At 50.7% G+C, this 21,430-nt stretch carries 23 protein-coding genes; 7 read left to right on the top strand and 16 right to left on the bottom strand.

Annotated elements, in window-relative coordinates:
* Window positions 1-7: 7 nt before the first annotated feature.
* From NY07_RS01470 to NY07_RS01455, 4 genes are all read right to left on the bottom strand, one after another.
* A complete protein-coding gene (locus tag NY07_RS01470) occupies window positions 8-1,468 on the bottom strand; it encodes a PTS transporter subunit EIIC (RefSeq protein ID WP_033537549.1) in 1,461 nt (486 codons plus the stop codon).
* Window positions 1,432-1,896, bottom strand: coding sequence for a flavodoxin (locus NY07_RS01465; RefSeq protein WP_033537548.1), 465 nt, complete (start codon window positions 1,894-1,896; stop codon window positions 1,432-1,434). The genes NY07_RS01470 and NY07_RS01465 overlap by 37 nt, the downstream gene beginning before the upstream one ends.
* Window positions 1,897-2,233: 337 nt before the next feature.
* Complete coding sequence (gene truC / locus NY07_RS01460; protein ID WP_232479548.1) at window positions 2,234-3,007, bottom strand: tRNA pseudouridine(65) synthase TruC; 774 nt, start codon at window positions 3,005-3,007, stop codon at window positions 2,234-2,236.
* Between the two features lie 55 nt (window positions 3,008-3,062).
* Window positions 3,063-3,407, bottom strand: a complete 345-nt coding sequence (locus NY07_RS01455) for a YqcC family protein (RefSeq protein WP_033537547.1) — start codon at window positions 3,405-3,407, stop codon at window positions 3,063-3,065.
* Between the two features lie 109 nt (window positions 3,408-3,516).
* Here NY07_RS01455 and NY07_RS01450 point away from each other — a divergent pair, with 109 nt between their 5' ends.
* Both NY07_RS01450 and NY07_RS01445 read left to right on the top strand, forming a co-directional pair.
* Window positions 3,517-4,530: a DUF3549 family protein gene (locus tag NY07_RS01450; RefSeq protein ID WP_033537546.1), complete on the top strand. Its 1,014-nt coding sequence runs from the start codon at window positions 3,517-3,519 to the stop codon at window positions 4,528-4,530.
* Window positions 4,527-4,916: a DUF3301 domain-containing protein gene (locus NY07_RS01445; protein WP_033537545.1), complete on the top strand. Its 390-nt coding sequence runs from the start codon at window positions 4,527-4,529 to the stop codon at window positions 4,914-4,916. Before NY07_RS01450 ends, NY07_RS01445 begins: the two co-directional genes overlap by 4 nt.
* Before the next feature lie 1,329 nt (window positions 4,917-6,245).
* Here the strand turns inward: NY07_RS01445 and NY07_RS01440 are convergent.
* Both NY07_RS01440 and NY07_RS01435 read right to left on the bottom strand, forming a co-directional pair.
* Window positions 6,246-6,551, bottom strand: coding sequence for a DUF962 domain-containing protein (locus NY07_RS01440; RefSeq protein ID WP_033537544.1), 306 nt, complete (start codon window positions 6,549-6,551; stop codon window positions 6,246-6,248).
* Entirely contained in the window at window positions 6,544-7,194 is a 651-nt protein-coding gene (locus NY07_RS01435; RefSeq protein WP_033537543.1) for a GNAT family N-acetyltransferase, read from the bottom strand. Before NY07_RS01435 ends, NY07_RS01440 begins: the two co-directional genes overlap by 8 nt.
* 140 nt (window positions 7,195-7,334) lie before the next feature.
* Here NY07_RS01435 and NY07_RS01430 point away from each other — a divergent pair, with 140 nt between their 5' ends.
* Complete coding sequence (locus tag NY07_RS01430; RefSeq protein ID WP_033537542.1) at window positions 7,335-7,565, top strand: DUF2789 domain-containing protein; 231 nt, start codon at window positions 7,335-7,337, stop codon at window positions 7,563-7,565.
* 107 nt (window positions 7,566-7,672) lie between these two features.
* On the opposite strand, the gene NY07_RS01425 is transcribed toward NY07_RS01430, so the two are convergent.
* Window positions 7,673-8,044 carry a DUF3192 domain-containing protein gene (locus NY07_RS01425; protein ID WP_081953753.1) on the bottom strand — a complete coding sequence of 124 codons (372 nt, stop codon included), beginning with the start codon at window positions 8,042-8,044 and terminating at the stop codon, window positions 7,673-7,675.
* 147 nt (window positions 8,045-8,191) lie between these two features.
* Between NY07_RS01425 and NY07_RS01420 the strand changes: the two genes are divergently transcribed.
* Window positions 8,192-8,527, top strand: coding sequence for a hypothetical protein (locus NY07_RS01420; protein WP_033537541.1), 336 nt, complete (start codon window positions 8,192-8,194; stop codon window positions 8,525-8,527).
* Window positions 8,527-9,300: a Zn-ribbon-containing protein gene (locus NY07_RS01415; RefSeq protein WP_033537540.1), complete on the top strand. Its 774-nt coding sequence runs from the start codon at window positions 8,527-8,529 to the stop codon at window positions 9,298-9,300. The genes NY07_RS01420 and NY07_RS01415 overlap by 1 nt, the downstream gene beginning before the upstream one ends.
* 32 nt (window positions 9,301-9,332) lie before the next feature.
* Here NY07_RS01415 and syd read toward each other — a convergent pair whose 3' ends face one another.
* Complete coding sequence (gene syd / locus NY07_RS01410) at window positions 9,333-9,995, bottom strand: SecY-interacting protein (RefSeq protein ID WP_033537539.1); 663 nt, start codon at window positions 9,993-9,995, stop codon at window positions 9,333-9,335.
* Window positions 9,996-10,055: 60 nt separating this feature from the next.
* Between syd and queF the strand changes: the two genes are divergently transcribed.
* Both queF and NY07_RS01400 read left to right on the top strand, forming a co-directional pair.
* Window positions 10,056-10,913, top strand: coding sequence for an NADPH-dependent 7-cyano-7-deazaguanine reductase QueF (gene queF / locus NY07_RS01405; protein WP_181404206.1), 858 nt, complete (start codon window positions 10,056-10,058; stop codon window positions 10,911-10,913).
* A 315-nt stretch (window positions 10,914-11,228) separates the two neighbouring features.
* Window positions 11,229-12,419 carry an alginate export family protein gene (locus tag NY07_RS01400; RefSeq protein WP_033537538.1) on the top strand — a complete coding sequence of 397 codons (1,191 nt, stop codon included), beginning with the start codon at window positions 11,229-11,231 and terminating at the stop codon, window positions 12,417-12,419.
* 82 nt (window positions 12,420-12,501) lie between these two features.
* Here the strand turns inward: NY07_RS01400 and NY07_RS01395 are convergent, their stop codons facing one another.
* From NY07_RS01395 to fusA, 8 genes are all read right to left on the bottom strand, one after another.
* Window positions 12,502-13,347 (bottom strand): 4'-phosphopantetheinyl transferase family protein, encoded by an 846-nt coding sequence (locus tag NY07_RS01395; RefSeq protein WP_033537537.1) that lies wholly within the window; start codon window positions 13,345-13,347, stop codon window positions 12,502-12,504.
* Window positions 13,348-13,435: 88 nt separating this feature from the next.
* Entirely contained in the window at window positions 13,436-14,656 is a 1,221-nt protein-coding gene (locus NY07_RS01390; protein WP_140946875.1) for a hypothetical protein, read from the bottom strand.
* Window positions 14,647-15,330, bottom strand: a complete 684-nt coding sequence (locus NY07_RS01385; RefSeq protein WP_033537536.1) for an ABC transporter ATP-binding protein — start codon at window positions 15,328-15,330, stop codon at window positions 14,647-14,649. The genes NY07_RS01390 and NY07_RS01385 overlap by 10 nt, the downstream gene beginning before the upstream one ends.
* 59 nt (window positions 15,331-15,389) lie before the next feature.
* Window positions 15,390-16,658: an ABC transporter permease gene (locus NY07_RS01380; protein ID WP_235363876.1), complete on the bottom strand. Its 1,269-nt coding sequence runs from the start codon at window positions 16,656-16,658 to the stop codon at window positions 15,390-15,392.
* On the bottom strand, window positions 16,648-17,877 hold the full coding sequence (locus NY07_RS01375) for an ABC transporter permease (RefSeq protein ID WP_033537535.1): 1,230 nt from the start codon (window positions 17,875-17,877) through the stop codon (window positions 16,648-16,650). The genes NY07_RS01380 and NY07_RS01375 overlap by 11 nt, the downstream gene beginning before the upstream one ends.
* A 30-nt stretch (window positions 17,878-17,907) precedes the next feature.
* A complete protein-coding gene (locus NY07_RS01370) occupies window positions 17,908-18,708 on the bottom strand; it encodes an outer membrane lipoprotein-sorting protein (protein ID WP_181404203.1) in 801 nt (266 codons plus the stop codon).
* A gap of 131 nt (window positions 18,709-18,839) precedes the next feature.
* Window positions 18,840-19,178, bottom strand: a complete 339-nt coding sequence (locus NY07_RS01365; RefSeq protein WP_033537534.1) for a cupin domain-containing protein — start codon at window positions 19,176-19,178, stop codon at window positions 18,840-18,842.
* Between the two features lie 147 nt (window positions 19,179-19,325).
* Entirely contained in the window at window positions 19,326-21,374 is a 2,049-nt protein-coding gene (fusA, locus tag NY07_RS01360; protein ID WP_033537533.1) for an elongation factor G, read from the bottom strand.
* Window positions 21,375-21,430: the final 56 nt, after the last annotated feature.

Genomic DNA, 21,430 nt, shown 5'->3' with positions numbered 1-21,430 from the left:
CAATTTTTCACGATTTGTGCCTGTCTAAATAGCGCTGTAATAAACGCCTGATACTCTCTGCTTTAGTGCCATAGACCAACTGCACGCCATGACCAACCAAGACAACGCCTTTGGCACCTAGCTTGTTTAACTGAGCCTTATCCACAAGCTCTGCGCGTTTAACACTGATGCGCAGTCGGGTAAGGCAAGCTGTCAACTCAAGGATATTATCTTGACCGCCAAGGGCCGATATCATAGAGATAAGCCCAGCTCGCTGACCGCTACCGACTTCCATTCGTCCTGGGGTCTTCAGGTTAAAGGCCAATATCGACGCGCGAAAGACAAGGTAATAGATCACTGAGGTGAGGGGCCCGAGTATCAAAAACCATTCTACATTTCTTGACTGAGCCAGCAATAGACTGAAATCAACTAAGCCATGGGAAAATACCACGCTGTGGTGGATGTCCAGTGAGATGGTAATAGCGTAGGCAATACCTGTCATCAAGGCATGTAGAATAAACAGCAGGGGCGCGACAAACATAAAGGCAAACTCGACTGGTTCAGTCACCCCGGTTAGCCAGCAGGCCGTTGCCGCAGAAAGCATAATGCCGGCCACCCGATTGCGTTCATGCTTGTCGGCGCAGCGCCAGATCGCCAGCGCCGCCGCAGGCAAGCCCCACATCTTAATCAAGTAGCCACCAGCAAGATTACCGGCCATAGGATCGCCTGCCAGATACCGTGCCACCTCACCACGAACCCATTCATCGCCATTAAAGTACTGCCCCATTTCCAGGTAAAAAGGCGCATTCCAGATATGATGTAATCCTAAGGGGATCAATAAACGCTCAACCGTGCCATAGACGGCAAATGCCGCAGCAGGCTCTTGATAAACTGTCCAATTAGAGATCTGCTCAATCCACTGAGATAGAAGCGGCCAAAGCAAGAGAAACAGGTAGGCGAGTGACATTGCCACAGGCAACATAAGGAGCGGCGCCGAGCGATGCCCCTCGAAAAAGGAGAACACAGCAGGCAGACGAAGTCGCTCACTGTATTTGACCGCAAGGCAGGTAAAGGCACCGACAATCATGCCCCCGGCAATGCCAGTATCTATGGTGGCTTGACCCAAAATCACCTCTGTAGGCAGTTGATGGATCTTAGCCAGCGCCGATAGGCTGGAAAAAAACACGCCATAGCCAAACACGGCACTAAAGGCGGCTATCCCCTGATCCCGGCAAAACCCGATGGCGATGGTTACCGCAAACAACATGGGCATCATGGAAAAGATTAGATTGCCCACGGTCCACATCAGGGTTGCTACATCGGCGGAGATAAAAGGGATAGGGTTAGTCGCCAGGCCAATCATTACCCCGGCAGCGGGCAAGATAGCAATGGGCAGCAGCAGAGATTGACTCAGCCGCTGGGCAAACTTAAACCATTGACGACTTATGCGGCTTACTCTGCCTTGCTGTCGCTGACTTGTTGGGTCCATTGTTTCAACCACGCTTTTGCTTCGACCTCTGGCTCCATTGTCTCGCAGGCATCAATTTTGAGTAGGTCACCTATGCGGGTTGCACCTAGCTCAGCTAACAGTTCATCGAATCGTATTCCGGCATTGCAGAAGGTTTCATAGCTCGAATCTCCTAAGGCCACCACACCATATTGCAACTTTGGCAGGTAGGGCGCCTCACCTCTTAACGTTTCAAACCAAGGGCTAATATCATCGGGCAGATCGCCTTGGCCTGTGGTCGAGGTCACCACCAGCAATAACTCCTCTTGAGGAGGAACAAAACCATTTAGAGTTTCTGGCGCCATCAAGGTCACTTCTACACCGGCAGCGTTCAGTTGCTCCTGCAGGGTTTCAGCAACAAACTGCGCATTACCATAAACAGTTCCAAAAACCAGATTCACTTTTCTCATGTTTTACTTAGCCCTCAGCCCAATATTTACTTATACTCTAAACATACTTTATTGAAAGCTTGATAGCTACACTAGGTTATTGAGTTTCAAGGATCAATTAGATGCGACACTCGAGCCGACAGAAACATCTAAAGCATGTTCAGCGTAGCGCGCACATCAGACGTATGTGTTATTTCCGAACCGTTCAATCCCTTTCTCTCAACCCGCATCCCCCTTCAGAAACTGATCCATCAGAGGATAGAGTCACGCCCCTTAAGGCGGTAACATCTGCCTGCGTGCTCTCCAAATAGTAAAAAAATGGCGCCTTCTGGCGCCATTTACGTTAAGAAGATCGAGCCTAACAGATCAACTGAGCTTGTTCGCCGCTTAACGCCGTCTCATCCCAACCTAAAAGCGCAAACAATTCAAGCCACTCGGTTTCCAACTCAGTTTCAACGCTGATACGTTCGCCGGTTCTGGGATGGTTAAAAGCTAGCTTCTTGGCGATCAGCCACAGTCGATTAATGCCACTATGCTCGCGCATAAAACGATTCTGCTTACCATCGCCATGGGTGGTGTCACCAATAATGGGATGGCGTAAATGCGCCATATGCCGCCTAAGCTGATGTTTACGGCCAGTATGCGGCGTCAGATGCACTAAAGCATAACGACTGCTAGCATAGCGCCCCGATGGGTAAGGGATCTCACTGTTCAGCAGGGGCCGATAACTGGTTTGTGCCTCTTGGGCAGCCTTGTTTGGGTCGACATCTTTATCGCCAAGCTCATCCAGTTCCTGTTTAAGCGGATAGTCTAGCAGGCCAGCGGTATGCATATTACCCCTCACAAGCGCTAGATAATGCTTTTCCACTGATTTAGTGGCGAATTGCTCGCACAGTTGATTCGCCATCTCACTACTCTTGGCAAACAGGAGTACCCCGGAGGTGGGTCTGTCTAGCCTATGGACGGGAAACACATGACACCCCACCATGTCTCGGGTCATCTGCATTGCAAAATACTTCTCCCGCCGCGCAAGATAGCTGCGATGCACCAACAATCCTGCTGGCTTATGAATAACCACCAAGTCCTCATCTTCGTAGAGGATCTCAATCTTCGGTGCAGCCTGCTCTGCTATCGTTTCATCTGTACTGGCCGGCCTATCGGTCGCCGCTAATGCTGAATCTGCTGGGTTAATTGGATCCACTCAAATGCTCATCTAATTGAATAATAATGTTAATTAACGTAGCCATCTCTGCCCTACCTTGCCATACATGCTCGGCCATTGGGCCCAGTGCAATCTTAGTGGGCAGTGCACTTCGCGCTGCAATGAGCGCCCTCATCTTTGACAAGAAGATAAATTGTAGCCACTGCTCAAAGGCCATCGTCTCACAGGCAAATGGCGTCGGATCCGCCATCGCCTCTGGAGAAGGTGGCGTCTCTTGCCAAAGCTCCAATCGCTTTAACTCAGACTCGATAAGCCATAACTGTTTTTCGCTGTAGAGAGACACACTCACCTCTATAATGATTAACGCCATTTTGCCCGCGTGACCACAGGCTAATTCTCGGGAAATTGTACCATCTCACCTAAGTTCTCCATATAATAAGCGCCATTTATTCTGTCCCCTGTAAGCAAACGGCATTCTAATGACTGAAATCACGACCCTTACTCAATTTCTCAGCACGGCAAATACTCAATTCCAAGTCTATGATCTGGGCCGTCGGGTGCAGCATATCGACATGATGGCCTTCTCTCAGATAGAAGCTTTGGCAGCACCTTATCCGTCACCGATTCAGGGGCACGCACAGTTTGCCATCATCTTCTGGGATAACTCCAATCAACACTACATCTGGTTTCTCAAATTACCTTTAGATGAGAGAGGCTTGCTGTCACCAGCACCAAGAACCCAATTTATTCGCATGGTACTCGAAGCCCTTGGCAGCGACCCGACTCAGACACTTTCTCAGGAGCAACAAGATAAGCTGGCTAACCACCCTTTTGCTTTCAAACCCAATGCAGAAAAGCTGGCGCTCTTCAATGCCTTGGTACGTAAGCAGTTAGGACTGCCAGCTTCGGCGCAATATGAATTTGCCTACCAATATCTGTCAAGACAGGTTTCCCCTGAGCGGTGGCAAGATGTCGGTTTACAGGGCCTGGCTGATATCTGCGTGCGTGCCAATCAACTTGACCACGACGCTCAGCTACTCAGCGCCTTTGATCACAGTGCCATTGAGGTGAAAATTGCCCTCTGTCAGCAGCTTGAACATTTGACGCTAAGCGAGCCCCTCGCTCAGCGCTTGCTTAGTGAGTTTTATCAGGCGAGCGGCGAACATCGACTCTATTATTTGCGCGCCTTAGCCTCTATGCCTGCATTGGCTCAAGAAGCGATTCAATACTTAGATGAGCAAGAGGCGTTAGATGACGTCGCCTTAGTGACCATCGCAGGTAGAAACTGGACAGCATTAAAAGACGATCAGACTCGCAAGATCTATCTCGAAGCTTTAGCAAAACAACCACAGGCCTTCTTTAATCAGATCTTTGCTGATATCGTGGCTATTCCAGCAATACGAACTCAGTTTTTGATGGCATTAAGAGATCCTGAGCGTAGTCCCAACCTAGCCAATGCCATCGGCGGACTCTTTAAGGTAACCAAAGCATGATGACAGATTTTTTAATGATCGCCGCCTTAGTGGTCATTGCCGCTTTCTTCTGGCAACTCAGACAAATGGCAGAGCTAAGCCGCCTTTTTGCCAACAGCGAATGTAAAAAACAGCGAGTACAACTCCTGGCCATCGCCATGGAGTCTGCCCGTCCTAGCATAGGCGGCAGCAGCGGCTTGACCTGGAAAGCAAAGTTTTTGCTGGAATTTAGTACTGACGGCCTTAATCAATATCGCGCGCACATATGGATGCATGGTAAGAAAGTAGAAAAAATTCAATGGCCTATATTCCCGGAACCAGAATGGCTTGAGGCCCCTGAGGCCAGAGGCTCGGTTGGTGGCGGCTGCGGCAGTCGCGGTGGTTGTAAGCCAGGCGGGTGTAAATAACCCAGACAAGCCTTCACGTCCAATGCCTTATTCTGGGCAAAAAAAAAGCGCGGCTCAATCATGAGTCGCGCCTTCTATCTTTTCGCTAAGCAATCCAGCTATGAAAGTGCTCCCTGCTCCATCCTTGCGAATTTATGCTCCTTGCATCTTCCTTGGTCCCTTTATTCCTTGTACCTGTTAACACTTAAATACTCGTTGAAGTATTTATTATCAGTGCTAAGGTACCTTCCTTGTGCTTGGTGATCCATTTACCAAGTATGCTTAATCCTTAAGCATGTCCAGTTTCTTCCATGGGATTCCATTCCATACACTCCGTGTTATCTACCATCCTGAGCAGAATTCAATCATCCGTGAATGTTTGACCTTCCCTAGTTACCACTCATCCTTGAGCGTCCATCCTGGTACCATCCTTGCCATCATCTTCCTGATGATGTTTAGGTCTTCCTGACCTTTCCCTAACCATTCATCCCTGAACACTGTTAATTCTAGCGAAGGCCGCAACAAAACAAAGTACCTCGCAAAACACTATAATCACTGCCACATGATTGTCATATCAACAAAATCAAATAAGCCATTGATATAATTTTAAAATATATCTTTATGCAGATATAATCAGCTTGCCTTCAGCTTTATGTCGCACATTAATGTAAGAAATGTCTCACACGATGACGGGCATTTATAATGGCTAAAACTTAAAGGCAAAAGACAACAGAGCTGATCACATATGATCAAAGGCCACAAATAGAAAAGGCGCACTGATAAAAGTGCGCCTTTTCTATACTCTTGTGTAAGCTTTCCTGCTTTCGCCGTGCTCCCTGCATCATCCTGATCACATCGACATCCTGCCGTCTCCCAAACTCCTGAAACGTCCTGTCTTTATCATCCCTGGACGGTTAATTCATTTTACCGCACTCCCATATCCTATGGGATCCAGCGCATCCTGCACTATAGTCCTTTATTTCAGCTAGCTCTTAACATCCCTGACGCTTATTCATCCATAGCGGTGTCATTCCATGCCACCGTCCATATCCTTGTTCGTCCCTGACACGCTATGACCTTCATCTCCTAGAACATCAATATCTGCGTGATTAAAGCAAGCTGGTTAACTTGGAGTCAGTATAACCAGACCAATCTAAAAATGTACGCCATAAGAAACAATTGTGAATAGCTTGATTTTTAACCAATCAAAGTTCAATGCTTAAGCTGTTGAAAACAAAAGAATAAAAATTATCCTCAGTCATAAACAGCTAGGATATCTGGAAAATAGCTCACACATTTGTAAGCGATCTCTCACAAGAGGCCAGGCTAAATGTGAGCTTACTCAAACAACTATTGATCTCGACGGCGGGTTAACCACTGCACCAGCATGACCCAATCGGCTAAAAAGCTATACAAGGGATACTCGAAAGTCGCCGGTCTATTGCGCTCAAACACAAAGTGTCCAATCCAAGCTGCACCATAACCCACAACAGGCAATAACCAGAGCAACCAGTAGCTGGATGATAATAGAGCCGTCAGCAGTAAAGCTAACACCAAGAGGCTACCCAAATAGTGCATCCCGCGGCATCTGGCATCACTATGCTGCGACAGGTAAAAAGGATAAAACGCCTTAAAACTCTTATATTGCTTACTCAACTTCAGGACTCCGGTAAAACAGCAGCTCACCTTCTACGCTGCCTATGGTCAATCGCTCTATGGGTGCAAAACCCATGGTTGAAAATAGGTGTGTATGCTCATCATGGGTCACATAAACACCAACTCCCTCTAACTCAGGCTGCTCATCACACCAACTCATCACCGCCTGGATAAGGCGCTTTCCTAACCCCTTTTTCTGCTCAATGGGGGTCACGGCGATAAACTGCAAGATACCGCAGTGGGTGCTAGGAAGATGCTCAAGAATCGATGATTCTTTTTTCATTAAAGCCTGAGTCGACTGCCACCCCGTACTTAACAGCATCTTGAGTCGCCAATGCCAATATCTGGCCTCTCCCAGCGGTACCTGCTGAGTCACGATACAGGCCAAGCCGATTAAACGATCTTGGTCAAACAGACCTATCAGCGCCTGCTCTTCCTGCCAAAGGGTGTGTAACTCTTCACGGATAGCACCACGCAACTTCTGCTCATATTGCGCCTTGTCCCCCTTATGCAGAGCGGCGATAAAAAAGGGATCATCATGGTAGGCATTGTAGAGAATAGAGGCGGCAACCCTTAGGTCTTCAGCAGTTAAATAGACAGCTTTATAGGTTTCTTGAACAGGTGGGATGTCTGTTGGCGTCATTGCTGTTATTCCTTGATTCAGATCAACAACACTCAATGTAACAAGCTTGTAAAAAAGTGCAAACTTTAATCGATTCGACACTTTATCAATTTATTGCATACTTATGAGAGCGCCTCTTCAATTAATTAAGTGAGGGAAAAATGGATATTACACCACCGGATCTAGCCGCCCTATTTGACCAACTCGGGCTATCGAGTGACCCCGACGCCATAGAGGAATTCCTCAAACAACACTCGATCGCCCAAGGCGTACATATTGCGCAGGCTCCTTTTTGGAATACCGCTCAGCGTCACTTCTTAGCCGAAGCCTTGGCCGAAGATGCCCAATGGACAGAGGTGATCGATCACTTAGACGCTCAGCTGCGCGCCTAATCAGGTTTCCAATTAAGATAAAAACGCTGACACCAATATAGATGTAAGATATTGACCGATCAAAAAAGGCAAGCTCGAAAGGCTTGCCTTTTAATTAGCGGCTTACATTACATATTGTGGTAGGCCTTCTCGCCCCAGCCCACAACGCGATCATCACTAATCACGACTGGCGTACACTCATCCTTGGTTGTGGTGCCGTCTCCGCGCGTGCGTTGAGTACGGTAGTAAAGCACATTGATCGCCTTATCTTCCTTGGTATAAGCCTCATTGAAGTCTGCCGTCCCCATCAAGGTCATCACCTGATCTCGACTCATCCCCAGTGTCAATTTAGACAAATTGGCACGATTTTGCTCTTGAATACGCTCCCAAGAGTTTCCACTGCTCCAGCCTTTGTCGCCTTCACCCACGTTTAATACACACCCAGATAGCGCTAAACTAGTAGCACCGAAGACTAATGCGGTTATTAATTTTGTTTTCACTTTCACGTCCTGTTTATCTATTATAACTGGACACAGATAAAGCAAAGCGTATGCCAAAAAAGTAAAAACTTAAATATCAACAAGTTATGAACAACTCATCCTTAAGTGTGTGTCAGCTATGCTAAAAAGTAAGGAATTTAACTAACCATGAGTCCTATCGAACAGGTGCTCGCCGCCGCACAAAAATTAAGTCTGGCTGGTAAGTCTCCCAGCCTGGCACTGATTAAGGCGAGCTTGGGTAACTCTCTTCCCATGCCCATCCTGGTACAAGGCCTACAACGATTTAAGGCTATGTCGAGCGAAGATCGCGCCAACATAATACTGAATAATGCCACGCCAGCAGCGCCTACACAGTCCCCTCAAGAGGAGGCCACACTCGCTGCGCTGCAGCAAGAAGTCAGCCGCCTAAGTGCTAATCAAGAAACCCTAATGGACCGTATCGCCAAGCTTGAAGCGCGACTCAACAATGAGGACGCATCTTAATGCACGTGGTAGAACTCAGATTTGAGTGTTTTGACAACACCACGATCACCGCAGCCGAACGTGCAATCAACGGTTTGCTCGAAGCCTACCGAGCCAACGGTCAGGTATTAGGACGCGAATTTGCCGTGGCGTTTAACGAGGGGGAGTTTAGAGTCCGTCTGCTGTTACCAGAAAAGAGCAGTCTGGCGAAGCGCTTCAACAGTCCCTGGGTTAATGTTGCCTTAGGTGAACTCACTCAAGCTAAGCTGCTGCACCCCAGAGAGAAGTATATTGGCCAGGATATTAACTCAGAAGTTAGCAGCACAGAGCCCCCTAGCTGGCAACTGCTTTATACCAGCTATGTACATATGTGCTCGCCCCTTCGCAACGGCGATACGCTGCAGCCTATTCCTCTGTATCAGATCCCGGCCACCTTTAATGGCGACCATAAACGGGTGATCAAATGGCAAACCGAATGGCAAGCCTGTGATGAACTGCAGATGGCCGCCGCTACTAAGGCAGAGTTCGCCGCCCTCGATGAACTGAGCCGCTGCGACAGTGACCTGTTTCGCCGCGGCTGGGATCTGCGCGGGCGCATTGAATACCTCACCAAAATCCCGACCTATTACTATCTGTATCGAGTGGGTGGTGAGAGTCTGGCTTCTGAGCAGCAAAGACCCTGTCCGCGCTGCGGTAATACAGACTGGCTTCAACCATCGCCGCTGTTAGATCTGTTCCATTTCAAGTGCGATAACTGCCGTATCGTCTCCAACATCTCTTGGGATCATCTCTAGACGGTTAGCCAGCACTTAGCCTGCTTAACCCCTTACTTCTTGGGCCGCAGGTGACGCCACATCATCTTTAATCGCTGCCAGATCCCTGGATGATCAGTCTCAGGCAGCGACTCCTCGAGAGGCTTTTGCGCTGGACTCACCCTAGGCGTCAGGCCTTCAATGAAGGCCTCCAGGCTTTCCGCCAGTTGCCTATGGGGCAGTTCACCCGGCACCTCTACCCAGACTCCGCCAGTCTCATTATCGACCACCAGCATCTCATCGCCCTCCCCGAGGACACCGATAAACCAGGTCGGCGGCTGTTTTAACTTCGCCTTCATCATAAGGTGACCAATTAAATTCTGCTGCAGATACTCAAAATCTTGCTGATTCCAGGCCTGTAACAGCTCACCTTCGCCAAATGCCGAACCAAACATCACAGGAGCCGAAAAATAGCGTCCATAAAATGGCTGAATACTGGGGTGCAACTTCATGGATAATGCATGCTCAATATTGTCAAACTGACCTTCATCTTCGCGTTTTATCGCTTGCCACTGCACTGAGTTTTCAGGCGATTGAGTGACCCTATCAAGATCACACTCAAGCACACAGGGAGAAGCTTCGCCCAAGGGATAATATCGAGGAGACTCACCCAGTTTGTCGCTATAGACTTGATGATAAAGCGTAAAAAATTGATCCAACGCAGACAAAGAAGACACTTAGCAGTTACCCAAAATTTAAGTATAATGTGCCTCTATTTTGACATGGAAAAACGATTGATGACACAGGTTCATGACCCTTATCACGACGCTCCCGCGTTATCCCAACTAACCTTAGGCAAATCGACTGGCTATCAGGCTAATTACGATGCCTCACTGTTACAGGGTGTACCACGCAAGCTCAATCGTGACGCCATAGCCTTAGGCGATACCCTGCCTTTCCATGGCTCCGATATCTGGACCGGCTATGAACTCTCCTGGCTGAATGCCAAGGGCAAACCCATGGTCGCCATAGCAGAGTTTATCCTCGACTTTAACAGCGACAATCTGATCGAGTCTAAATCCTTCAAGCTCTATCTCAACAGCTTTAACCAGACTCGTTTTGAGTCTATCGAAGCGGTGCAACAGACCTTGGCTAAAGATTTATCCGCCTGCGCTGGTGGTGAAGTAGTGGTTAAGATCATCGAGCCGAAACAGTTTGCTCATCAAAGAGTGGTCGAGCTACCAGGAACCTGTATCGACGATCTGGATATCGAAGTCGATGACTACGATTTCAGCAGCGATTATCTTATCGATAGCACCGATGACAAGAGTATAGTGGCCGAGACACTAACCTCTAACCTTTTGAAATCAAACTGCCTAATTACTTCGCAACCTGACTGGGGCAGTGTGATGATTCGCTACCAAGGGCCCAAGATTGATAGAGAAAAACTGCTGCGCTATCTGATCTCTTTCAGACAACACAATGAGTTTCACGAACAATGTGTCGAGCGGATCTTCGTCGATCTCAAGCGTCTGTGTCACTGCGCTAAACTGACCGTTTATGCCCGCTATACGCGGCGTGGCGGCTTAGACATCAATCCTTATCGTAGCGACTTTGAAAATCCGCCGGAAAACCATCGTCTGGCAAGGCAATAGCAATCAGCAGCCCGCAACAGCGGGCTGTTTTTTATCCATACCATCCCTTTTTCCCCTCATACAGTCACTTTTCTTGCAGATGAAAAGCAAGCCCCCCTTCCAACGGCACTATTAGAGTGCAAGCAGAATTATTTAATGGCTGCCACGAATACCACTTTGGAGATACCTCTGATTAAGTACAAGCTAATGATCTTTATCACAATTATTAACAGAAAAAATCAATCACAATGTAACATTGTTTTAGATCAACAAATCAATCCTTTTGCAGACCTATAACAGTTCAAGAGCAATGACCATACAAAAGGATTACAATTAATGAAACTTCACGCCCTCAGCCTCGCCGTACTTGCCAGTCTTTCAACCTCAGCCCTTAGTGCAGAAAGTGTTGACCCACTAAAAAAGGCTTTTATCGATGACTCTCAGGTAAAAGTGAAATTTCGCCTGCGCTATGAAGATGTGGATCTGGCCGATGTCGACCAGCAAAACCAAACCACACTGCGCACGCGCCTGACCTATCAAACTGGTGACTTCTACAAGCTGTTTGCCTTGGCTGAAGTGGACGATGTGCGCTCTACCGACGACGAACCTTTGATTGCAGACTATGAATATACACAGATTAATCAGGCCATTATCGGTTATCGTGGCCCAGCTAACACCTTGGCTCAATATGGTCGTCAGCGCATCCTGCTCGACAACCAGCGTTTCGTCGGTGGTGTTGGCTTCCGCCAAAATGAACAGACCTACGATGCTTTCTCGGTGAAGAACACTGAGGTTGCAGGACTAACGGCTTACTACGCCTATGTGAATAACGTAAATCGCATCTTCGCCGAAGGCTCAGGCAAAGATGAGCACAAGAATAAGACTCACCTAGTTAATGTTAACTACAAAGGGTTAGAGTTTATCAAGCTCAGTGGCTACGCCTACTTGATCGACAACGTCAATGTAGCAGCCTTCTCGACCGACACCTATGGTCTGCGTGCCTCGGGCGATATCAAACTCGATAAACTAAAGTTCAACTATGAAGCTGAATACGCCCAGCAGTCTGAAGGCGGCGATAACCCTGTCAGCTACTCAGCGGCTTACTATAAACTTGGGGCGGGAGTGGACTTGGATCTCTTTGGCGCCAAAATTGGTTACGAGGTACTAGGTTCTGACGATGGCAAGGCGGGCTTCATTACCCCACTGGCGACCCTACATGCCTTCAACGGTTGGACAGATAAGTTCCTCTTCGGCGGCAAAGGGAACTGGGAAAACGGTATCATAGATACCCACCTTATCCTCACGGCTAAAGTTGCCGGACTCAAGCTGCTGGCCAAATACCACAAATTCGATTCCGACTACGGTGACGTGGACATGGGTAAGGAATGGGGCGTATCGGCGACCTATCCTTTCCTCAATCACTACAGTGTCGGTGTGAAATACGCAAGCTTCAGCGGCGCCGATGAAGGTTATGGCTTCTCTAACGACACAGACAAACTCTGGTTAACCTTCCAGGCGAACTACTAAGCCTTAACCTGTCGCCCTAAGGGGTGGCAGGCCGCCAATACTCCCTTTTGCAGGAAAACTGAGGTTTTCCTGCTTTTTTAACTTAACAAGATAACAGCAGTTGTTGGATACCCACGCTGTGGCAATGCCAGGTAATTTCACGCTCCGTCTTAATGCTAAGCGCAAAACGATATTCCCGCTCAAGTTGCCCGAGCCAGCTCTGCCATTGACCTGCTGGAATACCCTGCCCCTCATCCCCCTGCAAAAACAGGCTTACCGACTGCGCTATACTGGCCGTTTGCGGCTCTCTCCCAACAAAGCTTAAGGTCTGAGATTGCATGCTAGCGAGTTCAAAATAAAAAGATTTTAGGGATAAGGCCAACCCCATCCCTTTCGCCTTGATATACGACTCCTTAAGCGCCCAGAGATCGAAAAAACGATCCCGCTGCTGATGCTGTGGCAAAGCCAACAAAGCCTGGGTTTCTTGGGGGGTAAAATAATGATTGAGAATGGCATGGATGTTGGTGTTTTGCCGCTTTCGCTCGATATCCACTCCCAATGCCAAGGCATCAGTTCCTTGAGTGATAGCCAGCAGCAAATAGTCGCCACTATGGCTGAGGTTAAATATCAGCCCCGAACGCTCGGCGCAATCACTGGCTAACACAGGCTTACCTTTCTCCAGATAATCGAAACGCCATGCATCAGGTTTAATTGCCAGACTGGCATCGGCTTGCTGGCGCGCATCAACCTCAGAGAGCAGCGCGCGCAGGTAACACCTCACCAGCAGCGCTTTCTCTCGAGCCTTAGGCTGCAGATAGCGATCTACTTTATTGCGCTCATCTTGGGGTAACCACTGGCGCAGCGCCTGCTTCGTGTCCTCGCCAATAGGCTGTGACAACTCACATAGGTATAGGTTAACGGGCAGCGAAGAAGCGAGAGAGGTGTTCAAAAACTGGGATATCCATCAAAAATAGCGTCGACTCAAGGGTATCATTCGGACAAGTGGAACACCACTTTCACTAAAAACAGGACTTCCCCTAAAAACTCCATTTGAGCTGCAGATAACCCAAAGTAGACGCCGATTGACCAAAGAGGCTAACGGGCGAACCATCGAAACGCTGACCTATCACACTTAACTGCCAATCATCGGCCAGGGAATACTGGTAGGTGACGCCGTAGAAATAGGAGCCGTCATCATAATAGCTTACTGCGCCATTAAGGCGGCTCAGCGGCGACAGATCCAAGCCAGTCTCCAGGTAAAAGGTCCACGGCGTAAAGCTCAACGTGCGCGCAGTTAACGGCAGATTCAGATACAGCAGGGCATTGTCTATGGATAGAGGCGATGAGATATAGAGCGCGGCGCCAAGCACGCGCCAGTTGGCCTCAGACGCAAAGCTGTAATCCAGCTCTAACGTCGCCACCGAACTCGAGAAGTGCGTGACGCTCCCCAAAGGCGCAACATCAGGGCCTGACTGAACCGATAACTCCTCTTGAGGCTCGAAATGACTATATTCGCCGCGAAACCCTGCCCCGGCAATATCGCCAGCAAACCCAAAGCCCAAGACGATATCCTCGGCGGCCTTGCCAGCAATAATCTGCCAATCCCACCCCGAGTAATGACCGAGATAGCGACCGGCGTAGTAATGGTTCTGCTCCCCTGACTGGCTATAAACCAGCTCGAGGTGACTGGCAACGCCCAAACGGCGATTGACCCTAAGGGCATCGACTCCGCGGCGCTCGGCATAATCGACATCGTAAATCGAATAGGCGTTAAAGATATCGTTTGGGTTCCACAGGGTGCTCATGGCCCAATTGACTCTGAACCTGCCCGCACTTAGCTGCCAATCGGCATTGACTTGCCAGCTAAGATAGGCGCGATCTAACTGGCTATTACCAACCCAACCATCCCTGTCGAGCCAGTTGAGTGACAGATCCCAGTAGCCGGGATCCCAGCCCAAGAGCTCGCCATAACCAGGCAATCGGGCCGAGTCACCCGCCGTCAGGCGATTACGCAGCCCCAGATTCATCCTAACACCTGCATCCCAACGATATTCCAGATTGAGCCGCTGATGTATCAGGTTATCCGACAGCGCGTCACCATTATCTGGGTCAATGACAGAGCCTAAGTAACTTACATAACCATCAAGTTGCCAGGGCTCCTCAGGGGCGACACCCGGGATAGGCGATGCCAGCAATGGCAAGGCCAGCCCTAAGGTCAAGAGCCCAAACAGCGCCGGGGCGCTGCGCGTCACTGACATCTGTCCTCCACCAACTGACCATCTTCAAAGACAATGACCCGTTTCGCCCTGGCAATGACCCTGGGATCATGGGTTGAGAAGATAAAGGTCGTGTCCTCCTGCTCGTTTAATCGCTGCATGATATCCAGTAATTCGGCGGTGCTCTTGGCATCTAAATTGGCGGTGGGCTCATCGGCCATTACAAATCTGGGACGAGACGCTAAGGCCCGCGCGACCGCCACCCGCTGCTGCTGTCCACCTGAGAGTTTGGCCGGGATTTTATGCATCTGACTCTCAAGCCCTACCTGAGTGAGCAGCTCTGTGGCCCGTTCACGACATTCGGCTTCGCTGCGCCCTTGCAGCTGCATGACAAATTCCACATTTTCCAGCGCCGTTAACACAGGCAACAGGCTATAGTCCTGAAAGATGAAGCCCACGTGATCGCGGCGAAAGGCGATTAATGCCTGCTCACCCAACTTAGCGATGTTCTCACCGTCAATCAACACAGCGCCGCTGCTGGGACTGTCGATGCCACCTATCATGTTCAGCAGTGTCGTTTTTCCCGAACCAGACGGCCCCATGATGGCAACAAACTCCCCCTGAGCTATGGTCAGATCCAGCGGCTTAACCGCGGTGACGGGAAAATCGCTCTCAGGGTTATAGACCTTGGTTAATCCTTTGGTTGCTATGGTCATTATCTCATTCGACTCCAAGAACTATTCATCATCAATATTCAACGTCAGTAGTCATAGTGTTAGTGCTTTTGCGACATGGCATCCACAGGTCGCTGCTTTATGATCTGCCGGGCCGGATAGAGGGCCGCTAGCAGACTGACGATCACCACCATCAGCAGGGTCGCCAGGTACTGGCCGGGCGATACCTGAGGATAAAGGGTCGTCGACACCCCAAAGGCGCCCAGGCCTTCGGCCATGTTGCCAAGGGCGATGCCGGTATGGGCCAGTATCCTTATCACCACTATGCTCAGCGCCAGCCCCAATAGCGCGCCACTAAGTCCCAGCAGTAAAGACTCCAATAAAATCAGCCGAAACAGCTTGCCCTTAACCATACCTATCGCCATCAAGACGCCAAACTCCCGGGTTCGTTCAAACACCGCCATCAACATGATATTGGTTATCCCTAACCCCAAGGCAGAGATGAAGATCAACAAAATGATACCGTTGCTGGTGCCCATCTGAGCGATGATGGTCGCCAACATGGGCTGGATTTGCTGCCAGTCGCGCACTACATCCTCATGGGCCACCGCAGTTGCCAGCCGTTTCGCCACCGCCTTAGCGGCGCTGTTAGATAAGGTATTGGCATCATTAAGGCGAATAGCGATTTCATGTACGCCATCCAAACCCGCTATCTGCGACAACTCCTCCCGGCGCACATAGGCGTTACCGTCATCAAAGCTGCTCGAGGGCGAGCGATACAGCCCAACCACCCGAAAGGCCGCTCCGCTCACTGCCTTATCGGCATTGCTAAAGGTAAGCACCACCTTGGCGCCGAGTCTTAACTTGAGCCGCTTAGCGGTTTTCTCTGAGATCACTATGGGGTGGCGTCCCGTGGCGTTGAGCCAGTCGCCCTCAATAATGTTGCCAGCGATGGGCGTCACTTGAGCCTCGGCGACAGGGTCCACACCATTGACGCGAATGCCGCGGCTCGCTCTAGGCGAGGCCAGCATCCCCTGCACCAAGAATCGCGGCGAAACGCCTGTCACCTCAGGAAGCTGAGCCAGTTTAGCCAACACAGGGGCTGGAGCCGTCACTCGGGAAGTGATGTCAGGATCGATGAGATACTCTTTGTGGTGCAACTGCAGGTGGCTGGTCTGCCAGGCGATGGCATTATTGATCATGTTGGCGTTCATGCCCGTCAGAAAGCCTATCATGACCACCACGCCCACCAAGCCTACCACCATGGCGCACAACATGATGCTGGTACGCAGGCGATTGCGCCATAAATTGCGCCAGGCCAGCAGGAGCAACATGGGCGGCTGCAGACGAATTTGTGATCTATTGGGCATCGTCACCTCCCTTAAGCGCCGCGACCACCACGAGACGCTGGGTCCGCCACAGTGGATAGAGCAGACAGAGCGTCATCAGCGCCAAAACAATCAAGACTTGTGTACCAACCAGGTTAAGGGACACCTTCATGGGGATCACCGGCTCCCAGCCCATCTCCAGCATCATCTTGGCGGTTTCACCAGTCAGAGAAATAGGATGAAAATAGAAGTAACCGATCACTACCAGGCTGACCAGCAGGCCCATAGCCATACCCAGCGCGGCTATCATGCCCGACTCAATCACCAACAAACGCAGTAAGGTTAACCGCCCCATGCCGGTGGCTAACATGACACCAAATTCACGTCGGCGCTCCAAGGTCATCATCAGCAAGGTCGCAAACAGGGCAAAGCCGACGATAAGGTATAGCAGACAGATCATAAACAGGCCGCCGGCCCTGTCTAAGGCGATCTGCTGCGCCATCTCAGGCGCCAACGACTGCCAGTCGCGCACCTTCACCGCGCTACCATAGTGGTGCGACAGCTGCTGCGTCAGCTGGTCGACCTGATCCAACCTATCGCTATGCAATACCCATTGCGTCACCTGTTCGCCGGTCGAAAACAGTTCTTGCGCCGCACTGAGCGGCATATACACCAGCTGATTGTCCAGCTGGGCCAAGGGAAAACGCAGTATGCCGACGATAAGGTAGACACCCGCCGCCGTCTGGCCATGGTAGCCCTGACCATAGAGCACCAGCTCATCACCCACACCAAGCTTCAGGTATTCGGCTAACCCCTGCCCCAACAACACCTGTGGCGCTTTCGGAGTTAAGTACTCACCAGCCACCAACTTATCCGCTATGCCTGAATAAGCATTTTCGGCTTCGGGGCGCACGCCATACACCATTACCCCTTTAGAGCGCTCGTCACTCGATGCTAACAAAAAAGATTCGATTCTGGGCAGGGCAAAAGTGATGTGAGGTAAGGCTTTTGCCGGCGCGATAAACGCATCATCACCGGGCAGCAAGTCTTCGATGCTCTCTGTGATGGCAAATTCGGGAGATTGCAGCTGGATCAAGCCAGTGGAGAAGCGGGCGCTGTTATCGATATTATGCTCATAACTTCCCTCTTGCATACTGCGCGTAAAGAGCGATAAAAACAGCGCCAGCGACAGGGCAAAGGCGGTCAGCAAGGTACGCCGCTTCTGCCGCCAGAGATTACGCCATGCCAGCTTGATTAACATGCTTAGCCGTCTCCTGTTGCTGGGGTAACGCTAGTCTCGCAGCGCCTTCATCTGCTGCTTCGAGAAAAAGTCATCCCCAATCTCAAAATCAAAGGCCGCCTCATGGGTGATAAGCTCGGTGCGCTGCCCCGGCTTGTCGGCGGGGATCATCACCATCTTGGCCGCCAACATACGTCCGCCCATAGATTGAATATCAGAGGCAGTCAGGGTATTGACCAAGTCGTCAAACTCATCGAAAAACTCAACCCGGCGCTGTAGATAATGAGACGTCGATATCCATAAACGGATGCGGCTCCACACCACTGGCGCATCGGGCTTGGCAAAGGCGTCGATAACGAAACAGTCGTCGCCCTCAATCGCCTCGCGCTTCACTAGCTGATGACGATAGTCGACCACAATGGATGACTGATTGATCAGATCGTCATTGGTAAAATCAGAGCCCATCCACGACTGGCTCAACATAGAGGGGGCTATCTTGATGATGCGCTCGATGGCGGGAACCCAGTTCCACATCTCACGGTAGCGTTTGAGCGACACACTACCCTTATCTTTAGCTGGCGCCGTCACCAGTACCAAGGAGAGATCTTGCCCCTTGGTCCAGCTCTTCATACTCATCGAGCGCGTCCAGTTCGGCCGCACGATATTCATGGTCGCCACCACGTAACTGGAATTACCACGCATCTGTTCATCGGCGCGGCGCACTATCTCACGGGCCTGCTCGGCAGTGACACTTTCATCGCTGGCTAGAGCATCTATTGTTGGTGCCAGGCACAGCATGAGCCCTAGCAAAAGGCCCAATAAACCAAAGCGCCAAGGTCTTACTCCTTCCATGATAAAACCTCCCGATGACTGTCAACCATCATAGCCTAAGTGCCAGGCTGGCTTATTAAAAATAGACTATAACTACTTGTCCTAAAAGGAAACCGTCGAAAGTGTGAGCCGCTTTATTTCTAGGCCTTTATTTAGACATTTACCCTGTCACCATGACTTGGCGGCGTCGATGTCACCAGAAATTCCAGTACCTGCTCACCACCATTACGCAGGCAATGAGCTTGACCCGGCGCGACATGTAGCCCTTGATGGGCCGAGAGTCGATATTCAACGCCCTCCACCTCCAGTAGCGCGTAGCCAGACAGAATAAAGAAAAACTGCTCGGCCACGCTGTGATAGTGGCGCTGTTCACCTCGCCCCACCGGCACCTGCTCCTGAATCACACTAAGCGCCGGGCACTTCACCAGATGCCAACCATCACACTCTTCACCCCACTGATAATGCTCGGCGCTCGCTTTGCTTATCACCATCGTCCATTTCCTCGTCATCGACTACCGTGAGTAAGCCCCCTAATCGGCCGCTCAGGCAAGCGCAATAAAAAAGGAGGAGCCAAGCTCCTCCTCTTCGACCTTACGGCTATGCCTTATTGGCTAATGGCTCTTTGTTTTAAAGAGCCGCTAATGGCTTCTGGCCTCAGAAACCAGTGACTTCTGCACATGATCCGGTACCACATCGTAACGACTGAAGGTCATGGCAAACTGGCCATCACCACCGGTGAGGGATTTAAGTCGGGTCGAGTAGTCGTCGACGGTCGCCAGCGGCGCCTCAACCTCAACCTCAACCTTGCCATTGCCCTGAGCCTGAGTGCCACAGATGATGCCGCGGTTAGCGCTGATATCGCCGGTAATATCGCCCACGTGCTCTTGGGCGACCTGTACCTGCATCTCAACAATGGGCTCTAATATCACAGGATTGGCCGCCTGCACTGCTTCCAGGAAGGCTTTCTTGCCTGCCATCACAAAGGCGATCTCCTTCGAATCGACACTATGGTGTTTACCATCGAGCAGAGACACCCGTACATCCTGCATCGGGAAACCCGCCAAGGCGCCACCACTCATCGCCTCCTTGACCCCTTTCTCGACCGCTGGGATATATTGGCTGGGCACCGCCCCCCCCACCACCTTGCTGACAAATTCAAACCCTGTTCCTCTTGGTAAAGGTTCAACGGTTAATTCCACCTCGCCAAACTGGCCCGCGCCGCCAGACTGCTTCTTATGACGGTAACGCGCCGTCGCGCTGCGGGTGATGGTTTCACGATAGGCCACGGCTGGCACATCGGTTTCCATGTCGACATTAAACAGGTCATGGGCTTTCTCAAGGGCGATTTGCAGATGCAGATCCCCCTGGCCTTGTAATATGGTTTGCCCTTCGGCCTCATTCTTGGCGATATGCAAACTCGGGTCTTCCACCACCAGCTTATTAAGCACTTCGGCAATCTTCTGCTCATCGCCGCGGCGCTTGGCCGATACCGCTAAACCAAAGATCGGCTGGGGCAATACCAGCTCAGGCAGATGAAACTCATCTTCATCATGACTGTCGTGAAGCACGGCGCCCACCGTCAGCTCATCCACCTTAGAGATGGCGCAGATATCGCCCGGCACGGCTGAGGTCACGCTGATCTGCTTATCTCCCTGCAATTTAAACAGGTTACTTACCTTGATCGGTTTACGACCATCACCAATAAACAACTTCATCCCCAGAGAGATGGTACCCTGGTAAACCCGAAAGACCCCCATACGACCGAAGAAGGGATCGATCGCCACCCGAAATACATGCGCCAGGGCATGATCATCACTCGATTGCGTCACATCCACAGGCAATGCCGACTCACCCTGTCCCTTAATAAACTGCGGAGGGTTGGCCTCTAGCGGGTTAGGGCTGAGTTTAATAATCAGCTCCAGCAGCGCGCCAATACCCACTTGCTCTTCGGCACTGGTAAAGCAAACTGGCACAATGTGTCCCATACGCAGAGCGGTTTCCAGCGGCTCATGTAACTGCTCGGGAGTCAGGTTTTCCCCCTGCTCCAGATACAGTGCCATCAGCTCATCATCTTCCTCCAGCACAGTATCCACCAGCTCATCACGGGCACTGGCCACATCGTGAAACAGCGCCTGGCCCTGCAACTCGGGCTGCGGGTGCAGATAACAGTCGATCACATCATCCAACGCCACATTGGGCAGATTGACCGGCAAGCAACGGTGGCCAAACTTGGTTTGGATCTCATCGAGCAGCCCAGGCAGATTGGCGCCATTGCCGTCGATATGGTTGATGGCGATCATTACCACCTTGCCCTGGGCTCTGGCGGCCTCGAACGCACGTTGAGTGATGGTTTCTATGCCGGTTGCGGCATTAACCACCAAGAGCACAGACTCCACACCGCTGAGGGGTAAGAGCGCTCGGCCGAAGAAATCGGGCAGGCCCGGGGTGTCGATAAAATTGATGTGATGATTGTCGAAATCGAGATTGAGGAAGGAAGGTTCTAGGCTATGTCGGTGGTCTTTTTCCTGGGCAGTGAAATCAGCATGATTTGTGCCCTTGTCCACCCTGCCTTTTTGAGTGATCGCATTTCCCTGAAACAGCAGTGCCTCTAACAAAGTGGACTTGCCCGCCCCTGTGTGTCCGAGCACCGCCAGATTCCGAATCTGCTCGGTGGTAAACTCAGCCATATTGGCCTCCTTGATCTGTTATTCCAATAGGTAACAGCACCACGACCTCCTTACCT

The sequence above is a fragment of the Shewanella sp. ECSMB14101 genome (assembly GCF_000773485.1).
In the GTDB taxonomy this organism is placed as follows: Bacteria; Pseudomonadota; Gammaproteobacteria; order Enterobacterales; family Shewanellaceae; genus Shewanella; species Shewanella marisflavi.
Note: the sequence above shows the minus strand (reverse complement) of the source record. Positions and strands in the feature narration are given on the sequence as shown.

What these genes read in the sequence shown, in the direction of transcription:
- NY07_RS01470 (WP_033537549.1), bottom strand. Translation starts at nt 1,468, where the DNA reads ATGGACCCAACAAGTCAGCGACAGCAAGGCAGAGTAAGCCGCATAAGT.
- NY07_RS01465 (WP_033537548.1), bottom strand. Translation starts at nt 1,896, where the DNA reads ATGAGAAAAGTGAATCTGGTTTTTGGAACTGTTTATGGTAATGCGCAG.
- NY07_RS01455 (WP_033537547.1), bottom strand. Translation starts at nt 3,407, where the DNA reads ATGGCGTTAATCATTATAGAGGTGAGTGTGTCTCTCTACAGCGAAAAA.
- NY07_RS01450 (WP_033537546.1), top strand. Translation starts at nt 3,517, where the DNA reads ATGACTGAAATCACGACCCTTACTCAATTTCTCAGCACGGCAAATACT.
- NY07_RS01445 (WP_033537545.1), top strand. Translation starts at nt 4,527, where the DNA reads ATGATGACAGATTTTTTAATGATCGCCGCCTTAGTGGTCATTGCCGCT.
- NY07_RS01435 (WP_033537543.1), bottom strand. Translation starts at nt 7,194, where the DNA reads ATGACGCCAACAGACATCCCACCTGTTCAAGAAACCTATAAAGCTGTC.
- NY07_RS01430 (WP_033537542.1), top strand. Translation starts at nt 7,335, where the DNA reads ATGGATATTACACCACCGGATCTAGCCGCCCTATTTGACCAACTCGGG.
- NY07_RS01420 (WP_033537541.1), top strand. Translation starts at nt 8,192, where the DNA reads ATGAGTCCTATCGAACAGGTGCTCGCCGCCGCACAAAAATTAAGTCTG.
- NY07_RS01415 (WP_033537540.1), top strand. Translation starts at nt 8,527, where the DNA reads ATGCACGTGGTAGAACTCAGATTTGAGTGTTTTGACAACACCACGATC.
- queF (WP_181404206.1), top strand. Translation starts at nt 10,056, where the DNA reads ATGACACAGGTTCATGACCCTTATCACGACGCTCCCGCGTTATCCCAA.
- NY07_RS01400 (WP_033537538.1), top strand. Translation starts at nt 11,229, where the DNA reads ATGAAACTTCACGCCCTCAGCCTCGCCGTACTTGCCAGTCTTTCAACC.
- NY07_RS01390 (WP_140946875.1), bottom strand. Translation starts at nt 14,656, where the DNA reads ATGTCAGTGACGCGCAGCGCCCCGGCGCTGTTTGGGCTCTTGACCTTA.
- NY07_RS01385 (WP_033537536.1), bottom strand. Translation starts at nt 15,330, where the DNA reads ATGACCATAGCAACCAAAGGATTAACCAAGGTCTATAACCCTGAGAGC.
- NY07_RS01380 (WP_235363876.1), bottom strand. Translation starts at nt 16,658, where the DNA reads ATGCCCAATAGATCACAAATTCGTCTGCAGCCGCCCATGTTGCTCCTG.
- NY07_RS01375 (WP_033537535.1), bottom strand. Translation starts at nt 17,877, where the DNA reads ATGTTAATCAAGCTGGCATGGCGTAATCTCTGGCGGCAGAAGCGGCGT.
- NY07_RS01370 (WP_181404203.1), bottom strand. Translation starts at nt 18,708, where the DNA reads ATGGAAGGAGTAAGACCTTGGCGCTTTGGTTTATTGGGCCTTTTGCTA.
- NY07_RS01365 (WP_033537534.1), bottom strand. Translation starts at nt 19,178, where the DNA reads ATGGTGATAAGCAAAGCGAGCGCCGAGCATTATCAGTGGGGTGAAGAG.
- fusA (WP_033537533.1), bottom strand. Translation starts at nt 21,374, where the DNA reads ATGGCTGAGTTTACCACCGAGCAGATTCGGAATCTGGCGGTGCTCGGA.